The sequence below is a fragment of the Streptomyces sp. NPDC051561 genome, from assembly GCF_044454195.1.
Lineage (GTDB): Bacteria > Actinomycetota > Actinomycetes > Streptomycetales > Streptomycetaceae > Streptomyces.
The window spans coordinates 324,235-344,504 of sequence record NZ_JBITDM010000002.1 but is presented as its reverse complement, the minus strand read 5'-3'; the positions used below and the strand labels follow the sequence as shown (position 1 = coordinate 344,504).

18 protein-coding genes and 1 tRNA gene are annotated in these 20,270 nt (G+C 70.2%); 14 read left to right on the top strand and 5 right to left on the bottom strand.

Annotated features, from left to right (window positions below; all coding sequences use genetic code 11):
- Nucleotides 1–107: 107 nt before the first annotated feature.
- The 4 genes from ACIA73_RS05900 to ACIA73_RS05885 all read left to right on the top strand — a co-directional run bounded on the left by ACIA73_RS05900 (nucleotide 108) and on the right by ACIA73_RS05885 (nucleotide 3,774).
- Complete coding sequence (locus ACIA73_RS05900) at nucleotides 108–2,351, top strand: ATP-dependent DNA helicase UvrD2 (protein ID WP_399437463.1); 2,244 nt, start codon at nucleotides 108–110, stop codon at nucleotides 2,349–2,351.
- Nucleotides 2,352–2,557: 206 nt separating this feature from the next.
- Nucleotides 2,558–2,899: a hypothetical protein gene (locus tag ACIA73_RS05895; RefSeq protein WP_399437045.1), complete on the top strand. Its 342-nt coding sequence runs from the start codon at nucleotides 2,558–2,560 to the stop codon at nucleotides 2,897–2,899.
- 180 nt (nucleotides 2,900–3,079) lie between these two features.
- The gene (locus ACIA73_RS05890) at nucleotides 3,080–3,448 is read left to right on the top strand and encodes a WhiB family transcriptional regulator (RefSeq protein ID WP_399437462.1); all 369 of its coding nucleotides are present in this window, start codon (nucleotides 3,080–3,082) and stop codon (nucleotides 3,446–3,448) included.
- Complete coding sequence (locus tag ACIA73_RS05885) at nucleotides 3,445–3,774, top strand: hypothetical protein (RefSeq protein WP_399437044.1); 330 nt, start codon at nucleotides 3,445–3,447, stop codon at nucleotides 3,772–3,774. The genes ACIA73_RS05890 and ACIA73_RS05885 overlap by 4 nt, the downstream gene beginning before the upstream one ends.
- Nucleotides 3,775–3,868: 94 nt before the next feature.
- On the opposite strand, the gene ACIA73_RS05880 is transcribed toward ACIA73_RS05885, so the two are convergent.
- Together ACIA73_RS05880 and ACIA73_RS05875 are read right to left on the bottom strand one after the other, a co-directional pair.
- Complete coding sequence (locus ACIA73_RS05880) at nucleotides 3,869–5,266, bottom strand: ABC1 kinase family protein (protein WP_399437043.1); 1,398 nt, start codon at nucleotides 5,264–5,266, stop codon at nucleotides 3,869–3,871.
- A gap of 65 nt (nucleotides 5,267–5,331) precedes the next feature.
- Nucleotides 5,332–6,534, bottom strand: a complete 1,203-nt coding sequence (locus ACIA73_RS05875; protein ID WP_399437042.1) for a ThiF family adenylyltransferase — start codon at nucleotides 6,532–6,534, stop codon at nucleotides 5,332–5,334.
- 211 nt (nucleotides 6,535–6,745) lie between these two features.
- On the opposite strand from ACIA73_RS05875, the gene ACIA73_RS05870 reads away from it, so the two are divergent.
- From ACIA73_RS05870 to ACIA73_RS05855, 4 genes are all read left to right on the top strand, one after another.
- Nucleotides 6,746–7,288 carry a M48 family metallopeptidase gene (locus ACIA73_RS05870; protein ID WP_399437041.1) on the top strand — a complete coding sequence of 181 codons (543 nt, stop codon included), beginning with the start codon at nucleotides 6,746–6,748 and terminating at the stop codon, nucleotides 7,286–7,288.
- Between the two features lie 184 nt (nucleotides 7,289–7,472).
- Nucleotides 7,473–9,215 (top strand): TerD family protein, encoded by a 1,743-nt coding sequence (locus tag ACIA73_RS05865; protein WP_399437040.1) that lies wholly within the window; start codon nucleotides 7,473–7,475, stop codon nucleotides 9,213–9,215.
- 14 nt (nucleotides 9,216–9,229) lie between these two features.
- Nucleotides 9,230–9,910: an AIM24 family protein gene (locus ACIA73_RS05860; RefSeq protein WP_399437039.1), complete on the top strand. Its 681-nt coding sequence runs from the start codon at nucleotides 9,230–9,232 to the stop codon at nucleotides 9,908–9,910.
- 16 nt (nucleotides 9,911–9,926) lie between these two features.
- Nucleotides 9,927–10,685 (top strand): AIM24 family protein, encoded by a 759-nt coding sequence (locus ACIA73_RS05855; RefSeq protein WP_399437038.1) that lies wholly within the window; start codon nucleotides 9,927–9,929, stop codon nucleotides 10,683–10,685.
- Nucleotides 10,686–10,739: 54 nt separating this feature from the next.
- Here ACIA73_RS05855 and ACIA73_RS05850 read toward each other — a convergent pair whose 3' ends face one another.
- A complete protein-coding gene (locus ACIA73_RS05850; RefSeq protein ID WP_399437037.1) occupies nucleotides 10,740–11,261 on the bottom strand; it encodes an NUDIX hydrolase in 522 nt (173 codons plus the stop codon).
- Nucleotides 11,258–12,730, bottom strand: coding sequence for a zinc-dependent metalloprotease (locus tag ACIA73_RS05845; RefSeq protein ID WP_399437036.1), 1,473 nt, complete (start codon nucleotides 12,728–12,730; stop codon nucleotides 11,258–11,260). Before ACIA73_RS05845 ends, ACIA73_RS05850 begins: the two co-directional genes overlap by 4 nt.
- Nucleotides 12,731–12,922: 192 nt before the next feature.
- Here ACIA73_RS05845 and ACIA73_RS05840 point away from each other — a divergent pair, with 192 nt between their 5' ends.
- The 4 genes from ACIA73_RS05840 (at nucleotide 12,923) to ACIA73_RS05825 (ending at nucleotide 16,292) form a co-directional block, all read left to right on the top strand.
- The gene (locus ACIA73_RS05840) at nucleotides 12,923–14,053 is read left to right on the top strand and encodes an SDR family oxidoreductase (RefSeq protein ID WP_399437035.1); all 1,131 of its coding nucleotides are present in this window, start codon (nucleotides 12,923–12,925) and stop codon (nucleotides 14,051–14,053) included.
- A 181-nt stretch (nucleotides 14,054–14,234) separates the two neighbouring features.
- Complete coding sequence (locus ACIA73_RS05835) at nucleotides 14,235–14,723, top strand: molybdenum cofactor biosynthesis protein MoaE (RefSeq protein WP_399437034.1); 489 nt, start codon at nucleotides 14,235–14,237, stop codon at nucleotides 14,721–14,723.
- A 167-nt stretch (nucleotides 14,724–14,890) separates the two neighbouring features.
- Complete coding sequence (locus ACIA73_RS05830) at nucleotides 14,891–15,061, top strand: hypothetical protein (RefSeq protein ID WP_399437033.1); 171 nt, start codon at nucleotides 14,891–14,893, stop codon at nucleotides 15,059–15,061.
- 142 nt (nucleotides 15,062–15,203) lie between these two features.
- Entirely contained in the window at nucleotides 15,204–16,292 is a 1,089-nt protein-coding gene (locus ACIA73_RS05825) for a PDZ domain-containing protein (RefSeq protein ID WP_399437032.1), read from the top strand.
- Between the two features lie 61 nt (nucleotides 16,293–16,353).
- Here ACIA73_RS05825 and ACIA73_RS05820 read toward each other — a convergent pair whose 3' ends face one another.
- Nucleotides 16,354–16,935 carry a PPA1309 family protein gene (locus ACIA73_RS05820; RefSeq protein WP_399437031.1) on the bottom strand — a complete coding sequence of 194 codons (582 nt, stop codon included), beginning with the start codon at nucleotides 16,933–16,935 and terminating at the stop codon, nucleotides 16,354–16,356.
- Between the two features lie 199 nt (nucleotides 16,936–17,134).
- Between ACIA73_RS05820 and ACIA73_RS05815 the strand changes: the two genes are divergently transcribed.
- Nucleotides 17,135–20,047 carry a UPF0182 family protein gene (locus tag ACIA73_RS05815; protein ID WP_399437461.1) on the top strand — a complete coding sequence of 971 codons (2,913 nt, stop codon included), beginning with the start codon at nucleotides 17,135–17,137 and terminating at the stop codon, nucleotides 20,045–20,047.
- Nucleotides 20,048–20,125: 78 nt separating this feature from the next.
- A tRNA-Met gene (locus tag ACIA73_RS05810) sits at nucleotides 20,126–20,199 on the top strand.
- Nucleotides 20,200–20,270 lie beyond the last annotated feature (71 nt).

Sequence of the window (20,270 nt, the reverse complement as noted above, 5' to 3'; positions counted from 1 at the left end):
GGCTGGGGTTTGGCCAGTCGGTTCCCGTACGTCTGCGCACGCGTCCCGTACTTCCCAGTGACTCGAACGTAACCGACCCCGTCACCATTCCCGCATTAGTACGACGACTGCCTGACCCCTGTGGACAACCGCCGCAGCAGTCCCGGCAGACCTGGCAGCATGGCAGGGTGACAGCAGCAACGCACTCCTCCCTTTTCCCGCAGGTACCGGAGACGGCCGAAGCGGTGCTCGACGGGCTCGACCCCGAACAGCGCGAGGTCGCCACCGCCCTGCACGGCCCGGTGTGCGTCCTCGCCGGAGCCGGTACGGGAAAGACCCGCGCGATCACCCACCGGATCGCCTATGGAGTGCGGCTCGGCACCTTCGAGGCGAACAGCCTGCTCGCCGTGACCTTCACCACCCGCGCCGCCGGCGAGATGCGCGGCCGCCTCCGCCAGCTCGGCGCGGGCGGCGTCCAGGTCCGCACCTTCCACGCCGCCGCCCTGCGCCAGCTCCGCTACTTCTGGCCCAAGGCCGTCGGCGGTGACCTGCCCCGTCTGATCGAACGCAAGGTGCAGCTGGTCAACGAGGCCGCCGGGCACATCGGCATCCGCCTCGACCGCGGCGAGCTGCGCGATGTCACCGCCGAGATCGAATGGGCCAAGGTCACCCAGATCGTCCCCGACGACTACGCCGCCGAGATCGCCAAGGCGCACCGCGAGGCCCCCCGCGCCGCATCGGAAATCAGCCAGATCTATGCGAAGTACGAGCAGCTCAAGGGCCAGCGCTCGGTCATCGACTTCGAGGACGTCCTGCTGCTCACCGTCGGCATCCTCCAGGACCAGCACCTGATCGCGGACGAGTTCCGCCGCCAGTACCAGCACTTCGTCGTCGATGAGTACCAGGACGTCAGCCCGCTCCAGCAGCGGCTGCTCGACCTGTGGGTCGGCGACCGCGACAGCCTCTGCGTGGTCGGCGACGCCAACCAGACCATCTACTCGTTCACCGGCGCGACCCCCGATCACCTCCTCAACTTCCGCACCCGCCACCCGGACGCGACCGTCGTCAAGCTGATCCGCGACTACCGCTCCACCCCCCAGGTCGTCCACCTGGCCAACGGCGTGCTGGCCCCGGCCACCGGCCGCGCCGCCGAACACCGCCTGGAGCTGATCTCCCAGCGCGAGCCGGGCCCCGCCCCCGTCTTCCGCGAGTACGGGGACGAGCCCGCCGAGGCCGAGGGCACCGCCCGCCGCATCCGCGACCTGATCGCCGCGGGCGTCCCGGCCGGGGAGATCGCCGTGCTCTACCGGATCAACGCCCAGTCCGAGGTGTACGAGCAGGCGCTCGCCGACGCCGGGGTGCCCTACCAGCTGCGCGGCGCCGAGCGGTTCTTCGAGCGGCCCGAGGTGCGCGAGGCGATCAGCCGACTGCGCAGCGCGGCCCGCTTCGGCCGCAACGACGCCCTGCTCGACGGCGTCGAGGGCCTGCCCGCCCAGGTCCGGGCCGTACTCAGCGGCAATGGCTGGAAACCGACACCGCCCGCGGGCTCCGGCGCGGTCCGCGACCGGTGGGAATCCCTCACCGCCCTGGCCCGCCTCGCCGAGGACTTCGCCAAGGCCCATCCCGGCGCCACCCTCGACGGCCTCCTCACCGAACTGATGGAGCGGGACGCCGCCCAGCACGCCCCCACCGTGCAGGGCGTCACGCTCGCCTCCCTGCACGCGGCCAAGGGCCTGGAGTGGGACGCCGTGTTCCTGGTCGGCCTCACCGAGGGCATGATGCCGATCACCTACGCCAAGACCGAGGAGCAGTTGGAGGAGGAACGCCGGCTGCTGTACGTCGGCGTCACCCGGGCCCGCGTCCACCTCAGCCTGTCCTGGGCGCTGGCCCGCTCGCCCGGCGGCCGCGCCTCCCGGAACCCCAGCCGCTTCCTCAGGGGCCTGCGCCCCGGCTCCGGCGGCCAGGGCTCCCGTTCGGCGGCGTCCGGCACCGGTCCGGGAGCCGGCGAGGCCGCCCCCGCCGCCAAGAAGCGCACCTTCCGCGGGCCGATCCGTTGCCGGGTGTGCGGCAAGACACTCATCGACGGCGGCGAGATGAAACTCATGCGCTGCGAGGACTGCCCGTCCGACATGGACGAAGGCCTGTACGAGCGGCTGAGCGACTGGCGCGAGCGGCAGGCGGGCAAGGTGGGGCTGCCGGGATACTGCGTCTTCACCGACAAGACGCTGATGGCGATCGCCGAGGCGCAGCCGGAGGACGAGGGCCGCCTGGCCATGATCGCCGGCGTCGGAGTCCGCAAGACCAGGCTCTACGGGACCGAGGTGCTGGCCCTCTGTGCAGGCCAGGAGCTGGGGGAGGAGCCGGGGGAGTAGCGGGGCGAGCACCCGGCCGGCGCCGATGTGGATCGAGAAAAACTCGTCGAAAAAATAGTTTGCGCTTCTCCCGCAAGGCCCCATAGGTTCTTAACCACGGGAACAGCGGCTCTTCTCTGAGGCCCTGTCTTCGTGCTGTACTTATCCGAATACGCGTGTCCGGGCTTCGGCCGGGACCCCTTAGACGCCGAGAGGAGGCGATTCCAGTGACCAGCTTCATCACCTTCACCAAAGTGACCGATCACTCGGTCTCCGCCGCCTGCACTCTCGGCTCTTCGCTCCTTGTCGCCGCCTCCGCCGCTTCGCTGCGTGGCACCGGTCTGTCCGGTCTCACTGCCATCAGCCCCGCGTCCCTGGCGAACCTCCCCGTCCGGGAGCGCAATGAGCGACCGACCGAGGCACCGGAAGCAGCAGTAGCGAAGGCACAGGCGAAGGCCTATGCGTTTGCGGCGACCGGTGCCGGATCGAAGACGCAGACGACGCAGCAGCACCACCAGAACAAGATGTGGGCCTTCCGTGGGCTCGAACCCTGGAGCGATCCAGTCTGATCGACGATCAGACCGGCACCTTCCAGGGCCGCGGAACCCCACCAGGGATCCGCGGCCCTTCTGTTTTTCCCGAACGGGAACGACGGAGCGAAGGGGCCTCGGGACCAAGCACCACCCGGCAGCAACCACCAACCGGCCCACCGGCCGGAACGAACAGACGAGGAATCCACCACCGTGACCGTGCCAGTCGACACGCACGCCCCGTCCGTACCGCCTTCCCACCCGCTTTCGCCGCCCGGTTCCACGGAGGACACCACCTTGACCCCCCTCACCGCGCTCACCGCGCTCGACGACGCCATCGAGAACCTCGGCGTGCCCGTCCCCTGCCGTTCGTACGACCCGGAGGTCTTCTTCGCCGAGTCCCCGGCTGATGTCGAGTACGCCAAGTCGCTCTGCCGCACCTGCCCGCTGGTCGAGGCCTGCCTCGCCGGCGCCAAGGAGCGCCGCGAGCCCTGGGGCGTCTGGGGTGGCGAGCTCTTCGTCCAGGGCGTCGTCGTCGCCCGCAAGCGTCCGCGTGGCCGTCCGCGCAAGAACCCGGTCGCGGCATGAACATCACCGGCACAGGACCCATCGACCGACCGCATACGCACGATCCCCAGAAGCAGGACCCGATGAACCCCACCGCTTACGAGCCGTCCGGCTCCGCAACCTCCACCGTCAGCACCATCGGCGCGAACGCCTCGCGTCAGAACAGGACCCGCGAAATGCAACTCATCCCAGAAGCCATGGCTCGTGCTCATATGCAAGAGCGCAGGTACGAAGCCGAGGCGGAACGCCAGGCCGTGCGCCTGGTCTCCGCCCGGCGGATGCAGCGGAAGGCGGAGCGCGTATCGCTCCGCGCCCGCCGCGCCCTGGCCATGGCAGTCATGCAGTAGACGGCCGAAGCCGTCGAAGTACACCCAGCTCCGTGGGGGCCGGTCCATCAGGACCGGCCCCCACGGGCGTTCCGGCGGGGCGGAAAGCCCGCGGTCATTCCGCCCGGGACCGCCGCGGCTCCGCCTCGGCGGCCTCCGCCTCCTCCTCGGCGAGGAATCCCGGCAGCCACTCCTCCAGCTCGTCGCGCAGCTGTACCGTCGCGCCCAGCTGGCAGAGCACTCCTATGGTGCTCAGCGTGACCCGGTGGATCAGGAGATAGGCCGGGGGAAGGTTGAGCTGCTTGCCCAGCTGATGTGCGGGGGAGCGGACATCAGCTATCCGCCCGGCCTGCTGCCGCAGCCAGCCACGGGAGAACGCGAACTCCTCCACCACGACCGGTTCGATGATCGGCACCAGATAGTCCAGCACCGCCCCCGGGTCCAGCTCGATGTCCTCCTTCACGAACCCCTCGCGGCAGAGCATCTCGTACACCGCGTCCGCGTCGCCCTCCATCGCCAGCCGCAGCGCGTCCCCGATCGTGCGCGGCAGCCCGCCGGGCAGCCGGTCCACGGTCCCGAAGTCCAGCACCCCCAACCGCCACGGCCTCTCACCGGAGTCCTTCCCGCCGTCCTCGTCGGCGGGCAGCAGCCGGAAGTTCCCCGGGTGCGGATCGGCGTGCAGCAGCCCGGTGCGGGCCGGGCCCGAGAACAGGAACCGGGCCAGCAACTGTCCCGCCCGGTCCCGCTGCTCCTGCGTCCCCTCCGAGATGATCTCGGCCATCGGGATGCCGTCCATCCACTCCGTCACCAGCACCTGGTCGCACTGGTGCACCACATCCGGCACCACCACGTCCGGGTCCCCGGCGAACTCCGCCGCGTGCTCCCGCTGGGCCCGCGCCTCCAGCTCGTAGTCCAGCTCCTCCGACACCCGGTCCCGGAGCTCCGTGATCAGCGGCTTGATGTCCATGCCCGGGATGAGCGGCCCCAACAGCCGCGCGAACCGGCCCAGTTGATTGAGATCGGAGAGCAGTGCCTCACCGGCCCCCGGGTACTGCACCTTGACGGCGACCGCACGCCCGTCGTGCCACACCGCCCGGTGCACCTGCCCGATCGAGGCCGCTGCCGACGGCTTGTCCTCGAACTCCTGGAAGAGCTCCCGCCAGTCCTCGCCCAGCCGCTCCACCAGCACCCCGTGCACCGTGCGGGTCGGCATCGGCGGGGCCGCCTCCTGGAGCTTGGTCAGCGCCGCCCGGTAGGGACCGGCGATCTCCTCCGGCAACGCGGACTCGAAGACGGACAGTGCCTGCCCGAACTTCATCGCCCCGCCCTTGAGCTCACCCAGCACCTTGAAGAGCTGCTCCGCCGTGCGCTGTTGCAACTCCCGGCCGACGATCTCGGCGGACTTACCGCCGATCCGCTTGCCGAGGCCCCAGGCGGTCCGGCCGGCGAAGCCCAGTGGCAACGCGGCCAGCTTGGCGGTACGGGTTACCGCCTTCCGGGGAAGATCAGACATGCGCCCCTCCAAATCCCAGACAGCCGCACCGCACGCACCCTGAAAAGTGCTCCTTCTTACGGCACCTACCCGGCCATTGTGTCGTGCGGAATCAAGTCCCCTGCGGCCACGTCCCCTTCCACCTCCCCAGGTGCCTCCCGACCAGCACCGCAGCAGCAATCACGGTGTGCACCGAGCGACATCCGGCGCCACTGGAGGAGGGGAAGCGCGGTCTCCCAACGGGCTCCCGTGCTCGACGGCAGCTCGCCGTCCAGGAAGGCCAGCGCGTGCGCGGCCGCCATCCCCGCGACCGCCGTCGCCAACGCCACGTCACAGGCCCCCACCTCCGCCCGCCGCCCCGAGCGCCACTGGGCGAGCATCCTCCGCCACCCCGGATCGAGCTCCTCCCGGGCCCGCGCCACGCACCCGGAACAGGCCGTCACACCCGGCAGCACCAACGGCCCCACCACCCCCGTGGCCTCCACCACCCCCGCGTACAGATGCGGAACTCCGGACCCCATCCACGGCTCCGCCGCCACCGGATCCGGCGCATACACCCCCAGCCCGTCCCGAGGCACCACCACAACCAGCGACAACCCCGGCTCCCCATTTCCACCGGCCTCCACCACCCCGGCCCCACCACCGGACTCCGCAGCCCCCGACCCCGTACGCCCCGCGCCCACCCGAGGCCCCCGCCCCGGCGCCCACCTCCGTACCGCCTGCCGCGCCGCAGCATCCCGTCGTATCCCCACCGCATCGGCCGGCGCCCCGCCCGGCGCCACGTCCCAGGGCTCCACCCTGCCGCCGTCCAGCACATCGACCCGGCCCACCCCCGAAGCGGCCAGCACCGAGGCGACCGTCGCCCCCACCCGTCCCGCGCCACGCACCTGCACCCGCATGGACCGCCTGGCCGCGAGCCGCCGCGCCCCGCCACCCGGCTCCGGATGCACCACACTCAGCGAGGCCAGGTCCGGCCGCAGCCGGTCCAGCTCCCCGGGCCGTTCGAGCAGGGCGTCCACCGCCGGACCGCCCGCCCTTACGTCGTCGATCAGCCCCGCCGCAGTGAGCCGCCCGACCACGGTGTCCACCTGCCCGTCCGGCAGCCCCAGTGCCGTCCCCTCCTTGCGCAGCAACGCCATGCCGCGCGTCCCGTCCAGCAGATCCAGCAGGGTGCCCGTCGTCGTGTCCACCGGCCCCACCAGCACCGCGTGCGCCGACGTCACCCCGAACTGCACGCTCTGCCGGTCCCGCCAGGCCCGCCGCAGCGCGGGCTTCACCCTCGGATGCATCGCCCCGCCCCCTTCGTGAGAACCACTGAGAATCGTCGAGAACCGCTGAGAACCGCTGAAATCAGCATGCGCAAACCCGCGCAGTCGCGCAGAAAGTTGTCCACAGGGCCCGCCATTAGTCATACGAGTGCGGTCGGGGCCATGGATGCGGTTCCGGCCGGAACCTCACGGAGACAGGACTTCCACCGGGCACAGCGGGTAACGTCGGGGCGTGCCAGCCGACCCGTCCCCCCGCTTCGCCGTCGAAGTCCGCAGGAGCGCCCGACGCAGCCGTACCGTCTCCGCCTACCGCGAGGGTGACCGCACCATCGTGCTCATCCCGGCCCGGATGACGGAGGCCGAGGAGCAGCGCTGGGTGAGTGTGATGCTCGACAAACTGGCGGCGCAGGAGAGCAAGCGCACCCTCGGCGACGACGACCTCACCGCACGCGCCGACCGGCTCTCCGAGCAGTACTTCCAGGGTCGCGCCCGCCCCGCCTCGGTGCGCTGGGTGACCAACCAGAACACCCGCTGGGGCTCGTGCACTCCCTCCGAGGGCAGCGTCCGCCTCTCCCACCGGCTCCAGGGAATGCCCGAGTACGTCATCGACTACGTCCTCCTGCACGAGCTGGCCCATCTGCTGGTGCCCGGTCACGGCGCCCCGTTCTGGAAGCTCCTGGAGGCCTACCCGCGGACCGAACGGGCCCGCGGCTACCTCGAAGGGGTGGTCGCCGCCGACCGCCTCCCGCACCTGCCCAAGGCCCGCGGCGAGTAACTCCGCGTACCGCGCGCCCCGTTCGTCCCCCCGGTCGGAGCGGCACCGCGGAGGCGGCCCACAGGTGCCGCACAGGGACCGCCCGGTGATCTGTACCGACTGTGTACCGGCTTGCCGCACTGTCAGCGTTAGCGGTTAGCCTGGCGCGACGTATCCACTTCGGGACGGGGGACGGTCGTTACGTATGGCCAGGGACTTTCAACGCGGCCACAAGGCCAAGCTCAGTGACCTCACAGCCGGGACGGATCTGTACGTAGGTGTGCAGATCGGCGGCCCCGGACTGACCTTCGACATCAGCTGCTTCGGACTCGACGCGAACGAGCAGCTGAGCGACGACCGTTACTTCATCTTCTTCAACCAGCCCAAGTCGCCCGAGGAGTCCATCCAGCTCCTTGGCGCGCAGGCCGGTGACACGGAGTCGTTCCGGGTCACCCTCGACCGCATCCCGCAGCAGATCCAGAAGCTGTCCTTCACCGCCACGATCGACGGCGCGGGCCAGATGTCGCAGGTGGGCCCCGGATACGTCCGGATCGTCGCGGGCGGCGAGGAAGTCGCCCGGTACTCCTTCAACGGCTCGGAGTTCACCACCGAGCGCGCCGTGATGCTGGGCGACTTCTACCTCAAGGACGTGTGGCGCTTCGCCGCCGTCGGGCAGGGTTTCGACGGCGGCCTGGAAGCGCTGCTGAAGAACTTCGGCGGCGAGGTCGCCGAGGAGGAGACGCCCGCCGCCCCGGTCCCGCAGCAGGGTGCCGCCCCCGGCTTCGGCGCGCCCGCCCAGGCCGGCCCGCCGCAGCCGGCCCCGCAGCCGGCCCCGTCCTTCGGCGCCCCGGCCCAGCAGTCCGCCCCGCAGGCTCCGGCCCCCGCCGCGCCTCCGGTGCACGCCGCGCAGACCATCGCCGCGCCGCTCCACCCGCAGGGCCAGCAGCCGTACGGCCAGCAGCCGCACGCACCCCAGGCGCCCCAGCCGCCGCAGGGATTCGGGCAGCCGGGACAGCTGCCGCCGCAGGCCCCCGGCCAGAGCCAGGGCGGCCAGTACGGCTACCCCCCGGCAGCTCCGGCCCCCGCCCCGGCCGCCCCCGGCGGATACGGACAGCCGCAACCGCAGCAGCCCTACGGCCAGCAGCCGCCCGGCATGCCGCAGCAGGGCCAGCCGCCTTACGGCCAGCAGCCCCCCGGCGTGCCCCAGCACGGCATGCCCCCGCAGGGAATGCCCCAGCCCGGTATGCCCCAGCCTGGTATGCCCCAGAGCGGCGCCCAACCCACCGCCCCCGGCCTCCAGTCCGCCCTCCAGAAGTACCGAGAACTGCCCACCGGTCAGCGCTGGACCCCGCAGAACGGCCAGCTCATGCGGGTCGACCTCGGCAACAACGGCACCCCCGTCCTCGCCCGCCAGGGCAGCATGGTGATGTACCAGGGCAAGGTCGACTTCAGCTACAAGGGCGCGGGCTTCGCCGGCCGTATCGTCGGCAACGCCACCGGCCAGGAAATGCAGTTGATGCGCTGCACCGGCCAGGGCCAGGTCTTCTTCGCGGAGAACGCCGCCCATCTGCACCCCATCGAGCTCCAGGGCGACGGAATCTGCGTCTCCGCCGAGAACGTCCTCGCGTTCGACGAGACCCTCCAGCACGAGGTCCGCCGCATCGAGGGCCACGGCATCCCCGGTGGCGCGCTCTTCACGATGATGTTCCAGGGCACCGGCACCATCATCGTCAAGACCCACGGCACCCCGGTCGTCCTGCCGGTCACCCCCACCACGTTCGCCGACAGCAACGCCATCGTCGCCTGGTCGGCAGCGTCCCAGGTGATCATCTCCAGCCAGGTCAGGCTGCGCCGCCAGGCGTTCCCCGGCCACAGCGGCGAGACCGTGAACCTCCAATTCCGGGGAGCCCCCGGGAACTTCATCGTCGTCCAGCCGTACGAGGTCTGAGGGAGCCCGAAGAAATGAATCAGCAACTCGCGGGCTTCGCCCCGACACCCGTCGCCGCCCGCATGGAGAACCACGGCCGCTCCATGGTCAAGGTCGCCATGGTCACCGGCCAGGACCTCTACGCGCGCACCGGCTCGATGGTCGCCTACGAAGGCTTCGTCCAGTACGAGCCCAACCCCCCGGCCGTCCGCCAGATCGCCTCGCACTGGATCACCGGCGAGGGCGCACCCGTCATGAAGTGCTCCGGCGACGGCCTGCTCTACCTCGCCGACTACGGCGCCGATGTCGTCGTGATCAACCTCAACAACGATTCCCTCTCCGTCAACGGCACCAACCTCCTCGCCTTTGACGCCTCCCTCCAGTGGGGCGTCGAGCGGGTCAAGGGACTGGCCAAGTTCGCAGGCCAGGGCCTGTGGAACGTCAAGGTCTCCGGCACCGGATGGATCGCGCTCACCTCGCGCGGCACCCCGCTCGTGGTGGACTGCGGCCGCGGCGAGGACGAGACGTACGTCGACCCCGACGCCCTGGTCGCATGGTCCCCGAACCTCAAGGTGAAGGGCAAGCGCAGCTTCAAGGCGTCCTCGCTGATCGGGCGGGGCAGCGGCGAGGCGTACCAGATGGCGTTCTCCGGCGAGGGCATCGTCGTCGTCCAGCCCAGCGAGGACAGCTCGGACCGCCTGCGGATCAGGCACTGAGGGGGATACGGAAATCATGCAGAGCCCGCTTTTCGGCCACACGGAACAGCAGTCCTCCGAGCGCTACACCGCGCAGAACGCCCAGCTCCTGCGGGTCGCCCTGACCGGCCACGACGACGTACTCGCCCGCAAGGGCAGCATGGTCGCCTACCAGGGCCTGATGGAGTTCGACGGCGAGTACGTCTCCCAGCAGCAGCAGCGCGCACGCGCCAACACCGGCGAGGGACTGGACCTGATGCGCTGCTCCGGGCAGGGCACCGTCTTCCTGGCCAACCTCGCGCAGTACATCCACGTGGTCGACGTCGACCCGGAGGCCGGCCTCACCGTGGACAGCAGTTACGTCCTGGCGCTCGACTCGGTGCTGCACACCGAGGTCGTCGCCGTGGACAGCCAGTACGGAATCTCAGGCTCCGGCAAGTACCAGATGAACATCACCGGCCGCGGCAAGGTCGCTCTGATGACCTCGGGCCAGCCGCTGATGATGCAGGTCACGCCGGACAAGTACATCAGCTGCGACGCGGACGCGGTGGTCGCCTGGTCGGCGTCCCTGCGGGTGCAGATGCAGTCCCAGACACACTCCTCGGGGGTACGTCGCCGCCGGGGCAACACCGGCGAGGGCTGGGAGCTCAGCTTCCTGGGCCAGGGCATCGTGCTGGTCCAGCCCAGCGAGGTCATGCCGCCGCAGAACGCGGTGATCGGCCAGGGCATGGCAGCCCAGTACGGCGTGGGCCAGCAGGGCGCCCACGGGCAGAACCAGAACAACGCCTGGAACTAGGCGCGGCGAAGGGGGCGGGCTCCACGATTCGCGGAGCCTGCCCCCTTCGTTCGGTTACAGCGCGGCCCGCGCCCGTTCCACCAGCCGTACGACCGATTCGTCGGCCACCTCCGCGACCTCGTCGTAGCCGAACCAGCGCAGGTCGTCCGACTCGTCACTGATCGCCTCGACAGCGCCGGCCGGGGCCAGCGCCACGTACTGAAGGTCCAGGTGCCAGTGGCACGGCGCCGGAATCGGATGCCGGTCCAGCCGCACCGGACCGCCCGGCAGCAGCGCCAGCCCGGGAATCCCCGACTCCTCGGTGGCCTCCCGCAGCGCGGCGGCCGCCACCGTGGCGTCACCCTGCTCGCAGTGCCCGCCCATCTGGAGCCACATCTTCAGCTTCTTGTGCAGGGTCAGCAGTACCCGCCCGCGCTCCCCGTCCACCACCAGCGCACTGGCCGTGAGGTGTCCGGCGTGACACGCCTTCCACATCCCGTCCGGGTGCGCGGCGAGGTGGTCCAGATACTGCTGGCGCAGCTCGTCCTGGTCCTCGTACCCCTTGAGTACGAGGACCGCGTCGTCGTGCAGGGTCACTTGTCGCCGTCACCCTTGCCGTCGGAGTCCTTGCCGTCGCCGGAGCCCGTAGACCCCTCCGGACCGCTCTCGCCGTCGTCCTTCTTGAGGTTCGGCTTCCGCGCGGCCTCGCCGAGCATCTTGTCCAGCTCCGAGAAGTCCATCTGCTCGCGGTGCACGAACCCGTCCGGGTCGTCCAGGTCGGCAGCGGTCGGCAGCATGTCCGGGTGCTCCCACAGCCCGTCCCGGCCCTCGTGGCCCCGCGCGTCCGTGAGCGAGGCCCACAGCCGGGCGGCGTCCCGCAGCCTGCGCGGACGCAGCTGCATGCCCACCAGCGTCGCGAACGTCTGCTCCGCGGGGCCACCCGACGCACGCCGCCTGCGCAGCGTCTCGCGCAGCGCGTCCGCCGAGGTCAGCCGGGGCTTCGCGGCCTCGTGAACCACCGCGTCCACCCAGCCCTCGACCAGCGCGAGCGCCGTCTCCAGACGGGCCAGCGCGGCCTTCTGTGCCGGGGTCTCCTCGGGCTGGAACATGCCCTGCTGGAGAGCCTCCTGAAGCTGCTCGGGGTTGGACGGGTCCAGCCCGCCGACCGCCTCCTCCAGCTTCGAGGTGTCCACGGTGATCCCGCGCGCATAGCCCTCGACGGCGCCGAACAGGTGCGAGCGCAGCCACGGCACATGGGCGAAGAGCCGCTGGTGGGCCGCCTCGCGCAGCGCCAGGTACAGCCGTACCTCATTGGCGTCGACGCCCAGGTCCTTGCCGAACGCCTCGATGTTCAGCGGCAGCAGCGCGGCCTTGCCGGCCGGGCCGAGCGGCAGACCGATGTCCGTGGACCCGGTCACCTCGCCCGCCAGCACACCGATCGCCTGCCCGATCTGCTGACCGAACATCGCACCGCCCATGGACCGCATCATCCCGAGCAGCGGGCCCGCCATGGCCTGCATCTCCTCGGGCAGTACGTCGCCCATGGCAGCGCCCACCCGCTCGGCCACCGGGTCCACCAGCTGCTGCCACGCCGGAAGGGTGGCTTCCACCCACTCCGCGCGGCTCCACGCCACCGCGGTGGTCGCACCGGACGGCAGCGAGGTCACCCCGTCCAGCCAGTGGTCGGCCAGCCGTACGGCCTCCTCGACCGCCGAGCGCTCGCCGGGGCTCACACTGGCGTCCTTGGTGCCGTCGGAGGTGCCTTGCGCGACGGTCTGGCGGGCAATGTCCTTGGCCATGTCCCAGTTCACCGGACCGCCCTCGTAGCTCAGCATCTGGCCGAGCTGCTGGAAGGCGGCACCGAGGTCGTTCGGGTTCATCGAACCGAACATCGCGGCGAAGGGATTGTCACCCCCGGCGCCGCCCATGCCGGGGAGACCGCCGAACCCGAAGGGGTTCATGGGGTCTCCGGAACCCTGCCCACCACCGGCAGGGTCCTTCTTCTTGCCGTCGCCGTCCTCCGGCTCCTCCGGCGGAAGGCCGAATCCGAATGGGGTGTCACTCACGGGTTTCCTCGGCTCGTAGGGCCGCCGGCTCGTGCCGACGGCGGCTGCCCGACATCACCACCCAGCGTAGACACCACAACCGGATTCCGGTCTCGGTGCTCCGCCGACCCAAGGCCTGCGGCAGGATGGACGCCACCTGGTCCGTACGCGCCAACTCGCGTACGTACTGAAGACAACCGCTGGAGACGCCCGGTGAGTTCCCCAGATCCCAAGGTTCGAGCAACAGATTCGAAGGTTCGCGCAACGCGAAACCGCTCAACCCCCGCAACCCGGGGCCCGGTCGTCGCGGTCACCGGTGCCGCATCCGGTGTCGGCGCCCTGCTGACCGCACGGCTGGCGGCCTCCGAAGAGATCAAGCAGGTCGTCGCGATCGACGAGCGGCGCGGCGAGAGCGCCGAGGCGCAGTGGCACATCCTCGACGTCCGCGACCCCGCGATCGCCGAAAAACTGCGTGGCGCCGACGTCGTCGTCCACCTGGCCCTCGACCTGGACCTGGAGACCGACCCGGCGGCCCGCACCGCGTACAACGTACGCGGCACCCAGACCGTCCTCACCGCGGCCGCCGCCGCGGGCGTGCGCCGGGTCGTCCTGTGCACCTCCGCCATGGTCTACGGCGCCCTCCCGGACAACGACATCCCGCTCTCCGAGGACGCCGAGCTGCGCGCCACCGCCGAGGCCACCGGCGTCGGCGACCTCCTGGAGGTCGAGCGGCTCGGCCGCCGCGCCCCGCGCGCCCACCCCGGCCTCAACGTCACCGTCGTCCGCCCCGCCGTCCTCGTCGGCGGTACGGATACGGCGCTGACCCGCTACTTCGAGTCGCCCCGCCTGCTGGTTGCCGCGGGATCCCGTCCCACCTGGCAGTTCTGCCACGTCGAGGACCTGGTCAGCGCACTGGAGTACGCCGTCCTGGAAAAGGTCGAGGGCGAGCTGGCGGTGGGCTGCGACGGCTGGCTGGAGCAGGAGGAGGTCGAGGAGCTGAGCGGCATCCGCCGGATGGAACTCCCCTCCGCCGTCGCGCTCGGCGCCGCCGCCCGACTGCACCGCATCGGCCTCACCCCGTCCCCGGCGGGCGATCTCGCGTACACCATGCACCCCTGGGTGGTCAGCGTCTCGCGGCTGCACGACGCGGGCTGGCGGCCGCAGTGGACCAACGAGGAGGTGCTCGCCCAGCTCCTGGAGGAGGTCGCCGGACGGCACACCGTCGCGGGCCGCCGCCTGGGCCGCAAGGACGCGACCGCTGCCGGAGCCGCGGGCGCGACGGTCGCCCTGCTGGGTACGGCCGCGCTGGTACGCCGGGCACGCAAGGCACGGCGGCGCATCTGAGCCCAGCGCTCTGGACTCAAGGCCTGCCGGACGTACCGTCGGCGGACGTGCTCCCGCCGGACGTACCGCCCGGACGCACCGCTGCCGGCCGTGCTCCTGTAGGAGGCTCCTACCCCGCGCCCACGCGCCGGTAGAAAGCTCTGCTTCCGCGTTGTCAGTGCCGTACGGCACGATGGGACCCATGGCAGGCACCCCGAGCACCCCCGCGACCGCCGACCCGTCCACCCACCCGGGCGAACAGGCGGCGCAGGATCCCATCCGACTGCTCGCGATCCGCGACACCCCGCTCTCCCTGGACGAGGTGTTCCGGGCCGCGGGCGACGACGCGGCGGGCGGCACCGCCCTGTTCGTGGGCACCGTGCGCAACCACGACGGGGGCGCCGACGTGGACGCGCTCGGCTACTCCTGCCACCCCAGCGCGGAGGCGGAGATGCGCCGGGTGGCCGAGAAGGTGGTCGCGAACTACCCCGTGCGGGCGCTGGCGGCCGTGCACCGGGTCGGCGACCTCGCGGTGGGGGACCTGGCCGTGGTGGTCGCGGTGTCCTGTCCGCACCGCGCCGAGGCGTTCGAGGCCTGCCGGATGCTGATCGACGACCTGAAGCACGAAGTGCCCATCTGGAAGCACCAGAAGTTCTCGGACGGTACGGAGGAGTGGGTCGGCGCCTGCTAGGGCCCGGCCCCCGGCGGGCGGGTAAACGCCCCTCCCGCCATCCGCACCGATTTGCGTAACCGACCCCCTGGCCCGAGCGTTGAAGCAGCCGATGGTTAATCTGCTGATCGGCCGGCCGCGATCGTTCGGGATTGTCAGGCGGCCGCTCACTGGGTCGGGAGGTCGGAATGGCGTCACTCGCCTGGTTGTTGATTCCGCTTTTCGCGGCCGTCGGCGCTGCGATATGGGGCAGCTGGGCCGCCCGTAATCGCACCACCGGCGATGTCGCCGAACTCGCGGGGTACGAGAAGTTCCGCGAAGCCATGCAGAAGTCGCACTCCGGTTCCGACGCCGCCTGACGCGGCTCCCGGAGTGCACCGGGAGGACCCCGGCCCGGACGGCCCCTTTCCGAACGGCCCGGATCCGTACGACAGAGCCCCCGATCCCCGGACGGACCGGCCCCAGCGGTGCACTGACAGACCCGTCCCGTACTGTCGTTCCATGCCACGCCGCACTGCGACGATGCTCGCCTCCACCCTCGTTCTCATCGCGCTGCTCTGTGCGGGCGTCCTCTTCAAAGTGCCCTACTCGGAGATGTCCCCGGGCCCGACGGTGAACACCCTCGGGGACGCGGGCGGCGAGCCGGTGCTGCAGATTTCCGGCCACAAGACGTACCCGACGACCGGCAACCTCAACATGACGACGGTCCGGGTCACCGGCGCGGACTACTCGATGAACCTGGTCGAGGCGGTGGCCGGCTGGATCGGGCACGACAGCGTCGTCGTACCGCACGAGACGCTGTATCCCGACGGCAAGACCGAGGAGCAGTCCTCCCAGGAGAACGCCGAGGAGTTCAGCCAGTCCCAGGAAAGCGCGAAGGTCGCCGCCCTGGAGGCGCTGAACATCCCGGTCGCCACCCGCGTGGTCGTCGCCACCGTCGTCAAGGGCAGCCCGGCGGAGGGCAAACTGCACGCGGGCGACGTGATCAAGGAGGTCGACGGCCGGCAGGTGAAGGAGCCCGCCGACGTCTCGAAGCTGGTCACCAAGCGCAAGCCCGGTGAGAGCGTCGTCTTCACCGTCGTGCCCGCCAAGGACGCGGAAGCCGCGGAGAAGGCGCACAAGGAGCCGGTGACCACCGAGAAGGTCAGCGTCACCACGAAGAAGGCCGGGGACAACGGCCGTGCGATCGTCGGCATCCAGGCGGGGACCGATCACACCTTCCCGTTCACCATCGATATCAAGCTGGCCGATGTCGGCGGCCCGAGCGCGGGCCTGATGTTCTCGCTCGGCATCGTCGACAAGCTCACCCCGGGCAATATGACCGGCGGGAAGTTCGTCGCCGGTACCGGCACGATCGACGAGAAGGGCGTGGTCGGCCCGATCGGCGGCATCCAGATGAAGACCGTCGGCGCGCGGAACGCGGGCGCCGAGTACTTCCTCACCCCCACCGAGAACTGCGCCACCGCCGCCGCCGACGTGCCCGACGGGCTCACCCTGGTCAAGGTCCACACCATCGACGACGCGATCAAGGCGATGGACGGCATCCGCAAGGGAGCCACGGCCAACCTGCCCAAGTGCACGACAGGCTGACCGCTCCCCTCACCTCGTAGCGAGACCCCCGTAGCGAGTGGCCTCGCAGCGACCGCGAGGGTCACGCCTCGAACGTCGCCGCCAGCGCCTCGGCCAGCCCCGGCACCAGGTCCGGCCCCGTCAGCACCTCGTTCGGCGAGTCCTTCTCACGCAGCCGGATCGCCGACTCGCGCCCGCCGCTGCGCAGCACCGCCACCGTCATCCGCACTTCCTGCCGGTCCGGGTGCGCGGCCACCCACTTGGTGAGCTGCTTGCCCTTCATGCCCTCCGGAACCGAAGCCTCCGCGGACGGCGGCAGCATCAGACGCTCCACCGTCAGCGCGCAGCCGATCACGCCGTCGGGCCAGGCGATGGTGCCGAGGAACTCGTCCAGCGGCTTGCCGCGCGGGATCTCCTCCTGCTCGATCGGCGTGTAACCGGCGGCGGCCGCCGCGTCGATGCCGAGCCGGGAGGCCATCCCCGGCTCCTGCTTGCGCAGCTTGGCCGTGTCGACCAGGGCGAACAGCCGGGCGGGCTTGTCCCAGCCGAGACCCGAGGTGTACTCGTCGATCTCCAGGACGGCCCGGGTCAGCGGACTGGCCGCCATCGGAGTGCCCGGTGCGGGCATCGGAGGGGTGTGGTCTGAGGGGGAGGAGTTGGGCATGGTGAATATCCTGCCTCCTTCGGCCCCCAAAGCGGGAACTGAGTAAAGCTTCAGTAAGTTGCATAGGTACGGTCCCTGCGATTCTCGGGACCGGCACCACCCGGCTCCACCCCAGCAACACCCTGTTTCACCCCGCTTCACCCTGCTCAACACCGCAAACACAACAGCGAACTTCGAGGTGCGCACGTTGGCTTTCCAGATGCCGGACCGCGGCGGAGGCCCGACCGGGCCACGGATCAGAGTGGGCCGGCCCTCCCGGCGCGCCCGGACCCTGCTCATGACCTTGGGCGTTCTGGCCGTGCTGGCCATGGCGTTCGTCATGTTCGCGGGGTTCTGGACGGACTGGCTCTGGTACCGATCGGTCAAGTACTCGTCCGTATTCACCACCACCCTCTGGACCAAGATCGGCCTGTTCGCCGTCTTCGGTCTCCTCATGGCCGCCGCCGTCGGCGTGAACATCTGGCTGGCGCACCGGCTCCGGCCGCCGCTCAGCGCGATGTCGATGGAGCAGCAGAGCCTCGACCGCTACCGGATGGGTCTGGCGCCGTTCAAGAAGTGGGTGCTGATCGCGATCACCGCCCTCGTCGGGCTGATCGCCGGAGCCTCCGCTTCCGGTCAGTGGCGCACCTGGCTGCTGTCCCTCAACGGGGTGCCGTTCGGGCAGAAGGACCCGCAGTTCGGCCTCGACGTGTCGTTCTACGCGTTCGACCTTCCCTGGTACCGCTTCCTGCTCGGCTTCGGGTTCGCCGCCGCGGTGATCTCACTGGTCGCGGCCGCCCTGGTGCACTACCTGTACGGCGGCCTGCGGCTGACCAGCCCGGGTGCGCGCGCCACCGCCGCGGCGACGGGCCACCTGTCCGTCCTGCTCGGCATCTTCGTCGCGCTCAAGGCCGTGGCGTACTGGCTCGACCGGTACGGCCTGGCCGTGAAGTCCAGTGACTTCAAGGCCACCGGCAACTGGACGGGCCTCAGGTACGTCGACGCCAACGCCTACCTCCCGGCGAAGACGATCCTGTTCTGCATCGCGGTCATCTGCGCCGTGCTGTTCTTCGCGACGCTCTGGCGCCGCACCTGGCAGCTGCCGGTGATCGGCTTCGGCCTGATGGTGCTCTCGGCGATCCTGATCGGCGGGCTCTACCCGGCGATCGTGCAGAAGTTCCAGGTCCAGCCGAACGAGCAGGCCAAGGAAGCGCCGTACATCCAGAAGAACATCGATGCGACGCGGCAGGCGTACGACATCGACGAGGCCCAGGTAAGTGACTACCGGGGCACCAACGACGGCGGCGACAACGCGCAACTGCGCAAGGACGCCGACACGGCGGCCAGCTACCGCCTGCTGGACCCCAACGTCGTCTCGCCCACCTTCCGCCAGCTCCAGCAGGAGCGGAAGTACTACCAGTTCCCGCAGACCCTCGACGTCGACCGCTACGGCGGCCAGGACACCGTGATCGGCCTGCGCGAGCTGGACCTCAAGGGCATCCCCAAGCGCAACTGGATCAACGACCACTTCACCTACACCCACGGTTACGGTGTGGTGGCCGCCAAGGGCACCTCCGTCAACGCGGACACCGAGGGCGGCCCGAACTTCACCGAGGCCGGCCTGCCGTCCACGGGCGAGCTCGGCAAGGCGTCGAAGTACGAGCAGCGGATCTACTACGGCGAGAAGACCGAGCAGTACTCGATCGTCGGCGGTCCGCAGCAGGAGCTCGACTACGAGAAGAACGGTGAACCCACCAAGAACACCTCGTACAAGGGCAACAGCGGCGTCAACCTCTCCAACGCGCTGAACCGGGCGGCGTACGCCGTCTCCTTCAGCGAGCCGCAGATCCTGTACTCCGGCGCCATCGGCGAGGGCTCGCGGATCCTCTACAACCGCACGCCCAAGCAGCGTGTCGAGGCCGTCGCCCCTTGGCTGACCATCGACGGCGACGCCTACCCGGCGATCATCGGCGACCGCATCCAGTGGATCGTCGACGCCTACACCACCACCAACGGCTACCCCTACGCGTCGCGCACGACGCTCGGGGACACCACCCAGGACTCGCTGACCAACAACCAGCGGTCCGTGCTCGCCCAGCAGAACCAGGTCAACTACATCCGCAACTCGGTGAAGGCGACCGTCGACGCCTACGACGGCTCGGTCAAGCTCTACGAGTGGGACGAGAAGGACCCGGTCCTCAAGACCTGGAAGAACGCGTTCCCGGACACGGTCAAGGCCAAGAGCGAGATCCCGGCTCAGCTGATGGCGCACCTGCGCTACCCGCAGGACATGTTCAAGGTCCAGCGCGAGCTGCTGACCCGCTACCACGTGCAGGACCCCGCGACCTTCTACGCGGGCTCCGACGCCTGGCAGGTCCCGGAGGACCCGACGACCGACTCCAAGAAGGCCGTCCCGCCGTACTACCTGAGCCTGAAAATGCCCGGGGACACGGCACAGAAGTTCTCCCTGACCACCAGCTTCACCCCCAACGGACGCCCCAACCTCGGGGGGTTCATGGCGGTCGACGCCGATGCCGCGAGCAAGAGCTACGGCACGATAAGACTGCTGAGGGTGACGGGTGACGTACCCGGTCCGCAACAGGTGCAGAGCCGACTGAACGGCAACGCCGACGTCGCCGAGTTCGTCCGCAACATGAAGGGCGCCAACTCCAACATCGAGTACGGCAACCTGCTGACGATCCCGCTCAACGACGGATTCCTGTACGTGGAACCGGTGTACGCGGAGGGCAACAGCGCCCAGTACCCGCTGCTGAAGAGGGTCGCCGTGTCGTACGGCAAGGAGACCGTCTTCAAGAACACCCTGACGGAGGCGCTCAACGCCGTCTTCGGGGAGAAGGGTGCGGAGACCCCGCCGGACGAGGGTGATCCCACCAAGCCCCCGGCCACCGGCTCGGACGCGCTCCAGAAGGCCATCGCGGACGCCCAGGCGGCGTACGAGGAGGGCGAGAAGGCGCTCGCCAAGCAGGACTGGGCGGCGTACGGCAAGGCCCAGGACAAGCTGCAGGCAGCCCTCCAGGCGGCGGCCGACGCACAGAAGGCCCCGCCGGCCAAGCAGGACCCGAAGGCACCGGCTGATCCCAAGGCGCCGAAGGACCCCGCGAAGAACGAGTAACAGCAGGCAGGAGCCCTCCCGGCGCGAAGGGGCCGGGAGAGCTCCTGCTTACCCCGTGGTACGGTTGGACAACAACGACGCGGGGTGGAGCAGCTCGGTAGCTCGCTGGGCTCATAACCCAGAGGTCGCAGGTTCAAATCCTGTCCCCGCTACTGAAAAACGAGGGCCCGGATCCATTGAGGATCCGGGCCCTCGTTGTATGTCCCGGGTACGTCCCGGGCGA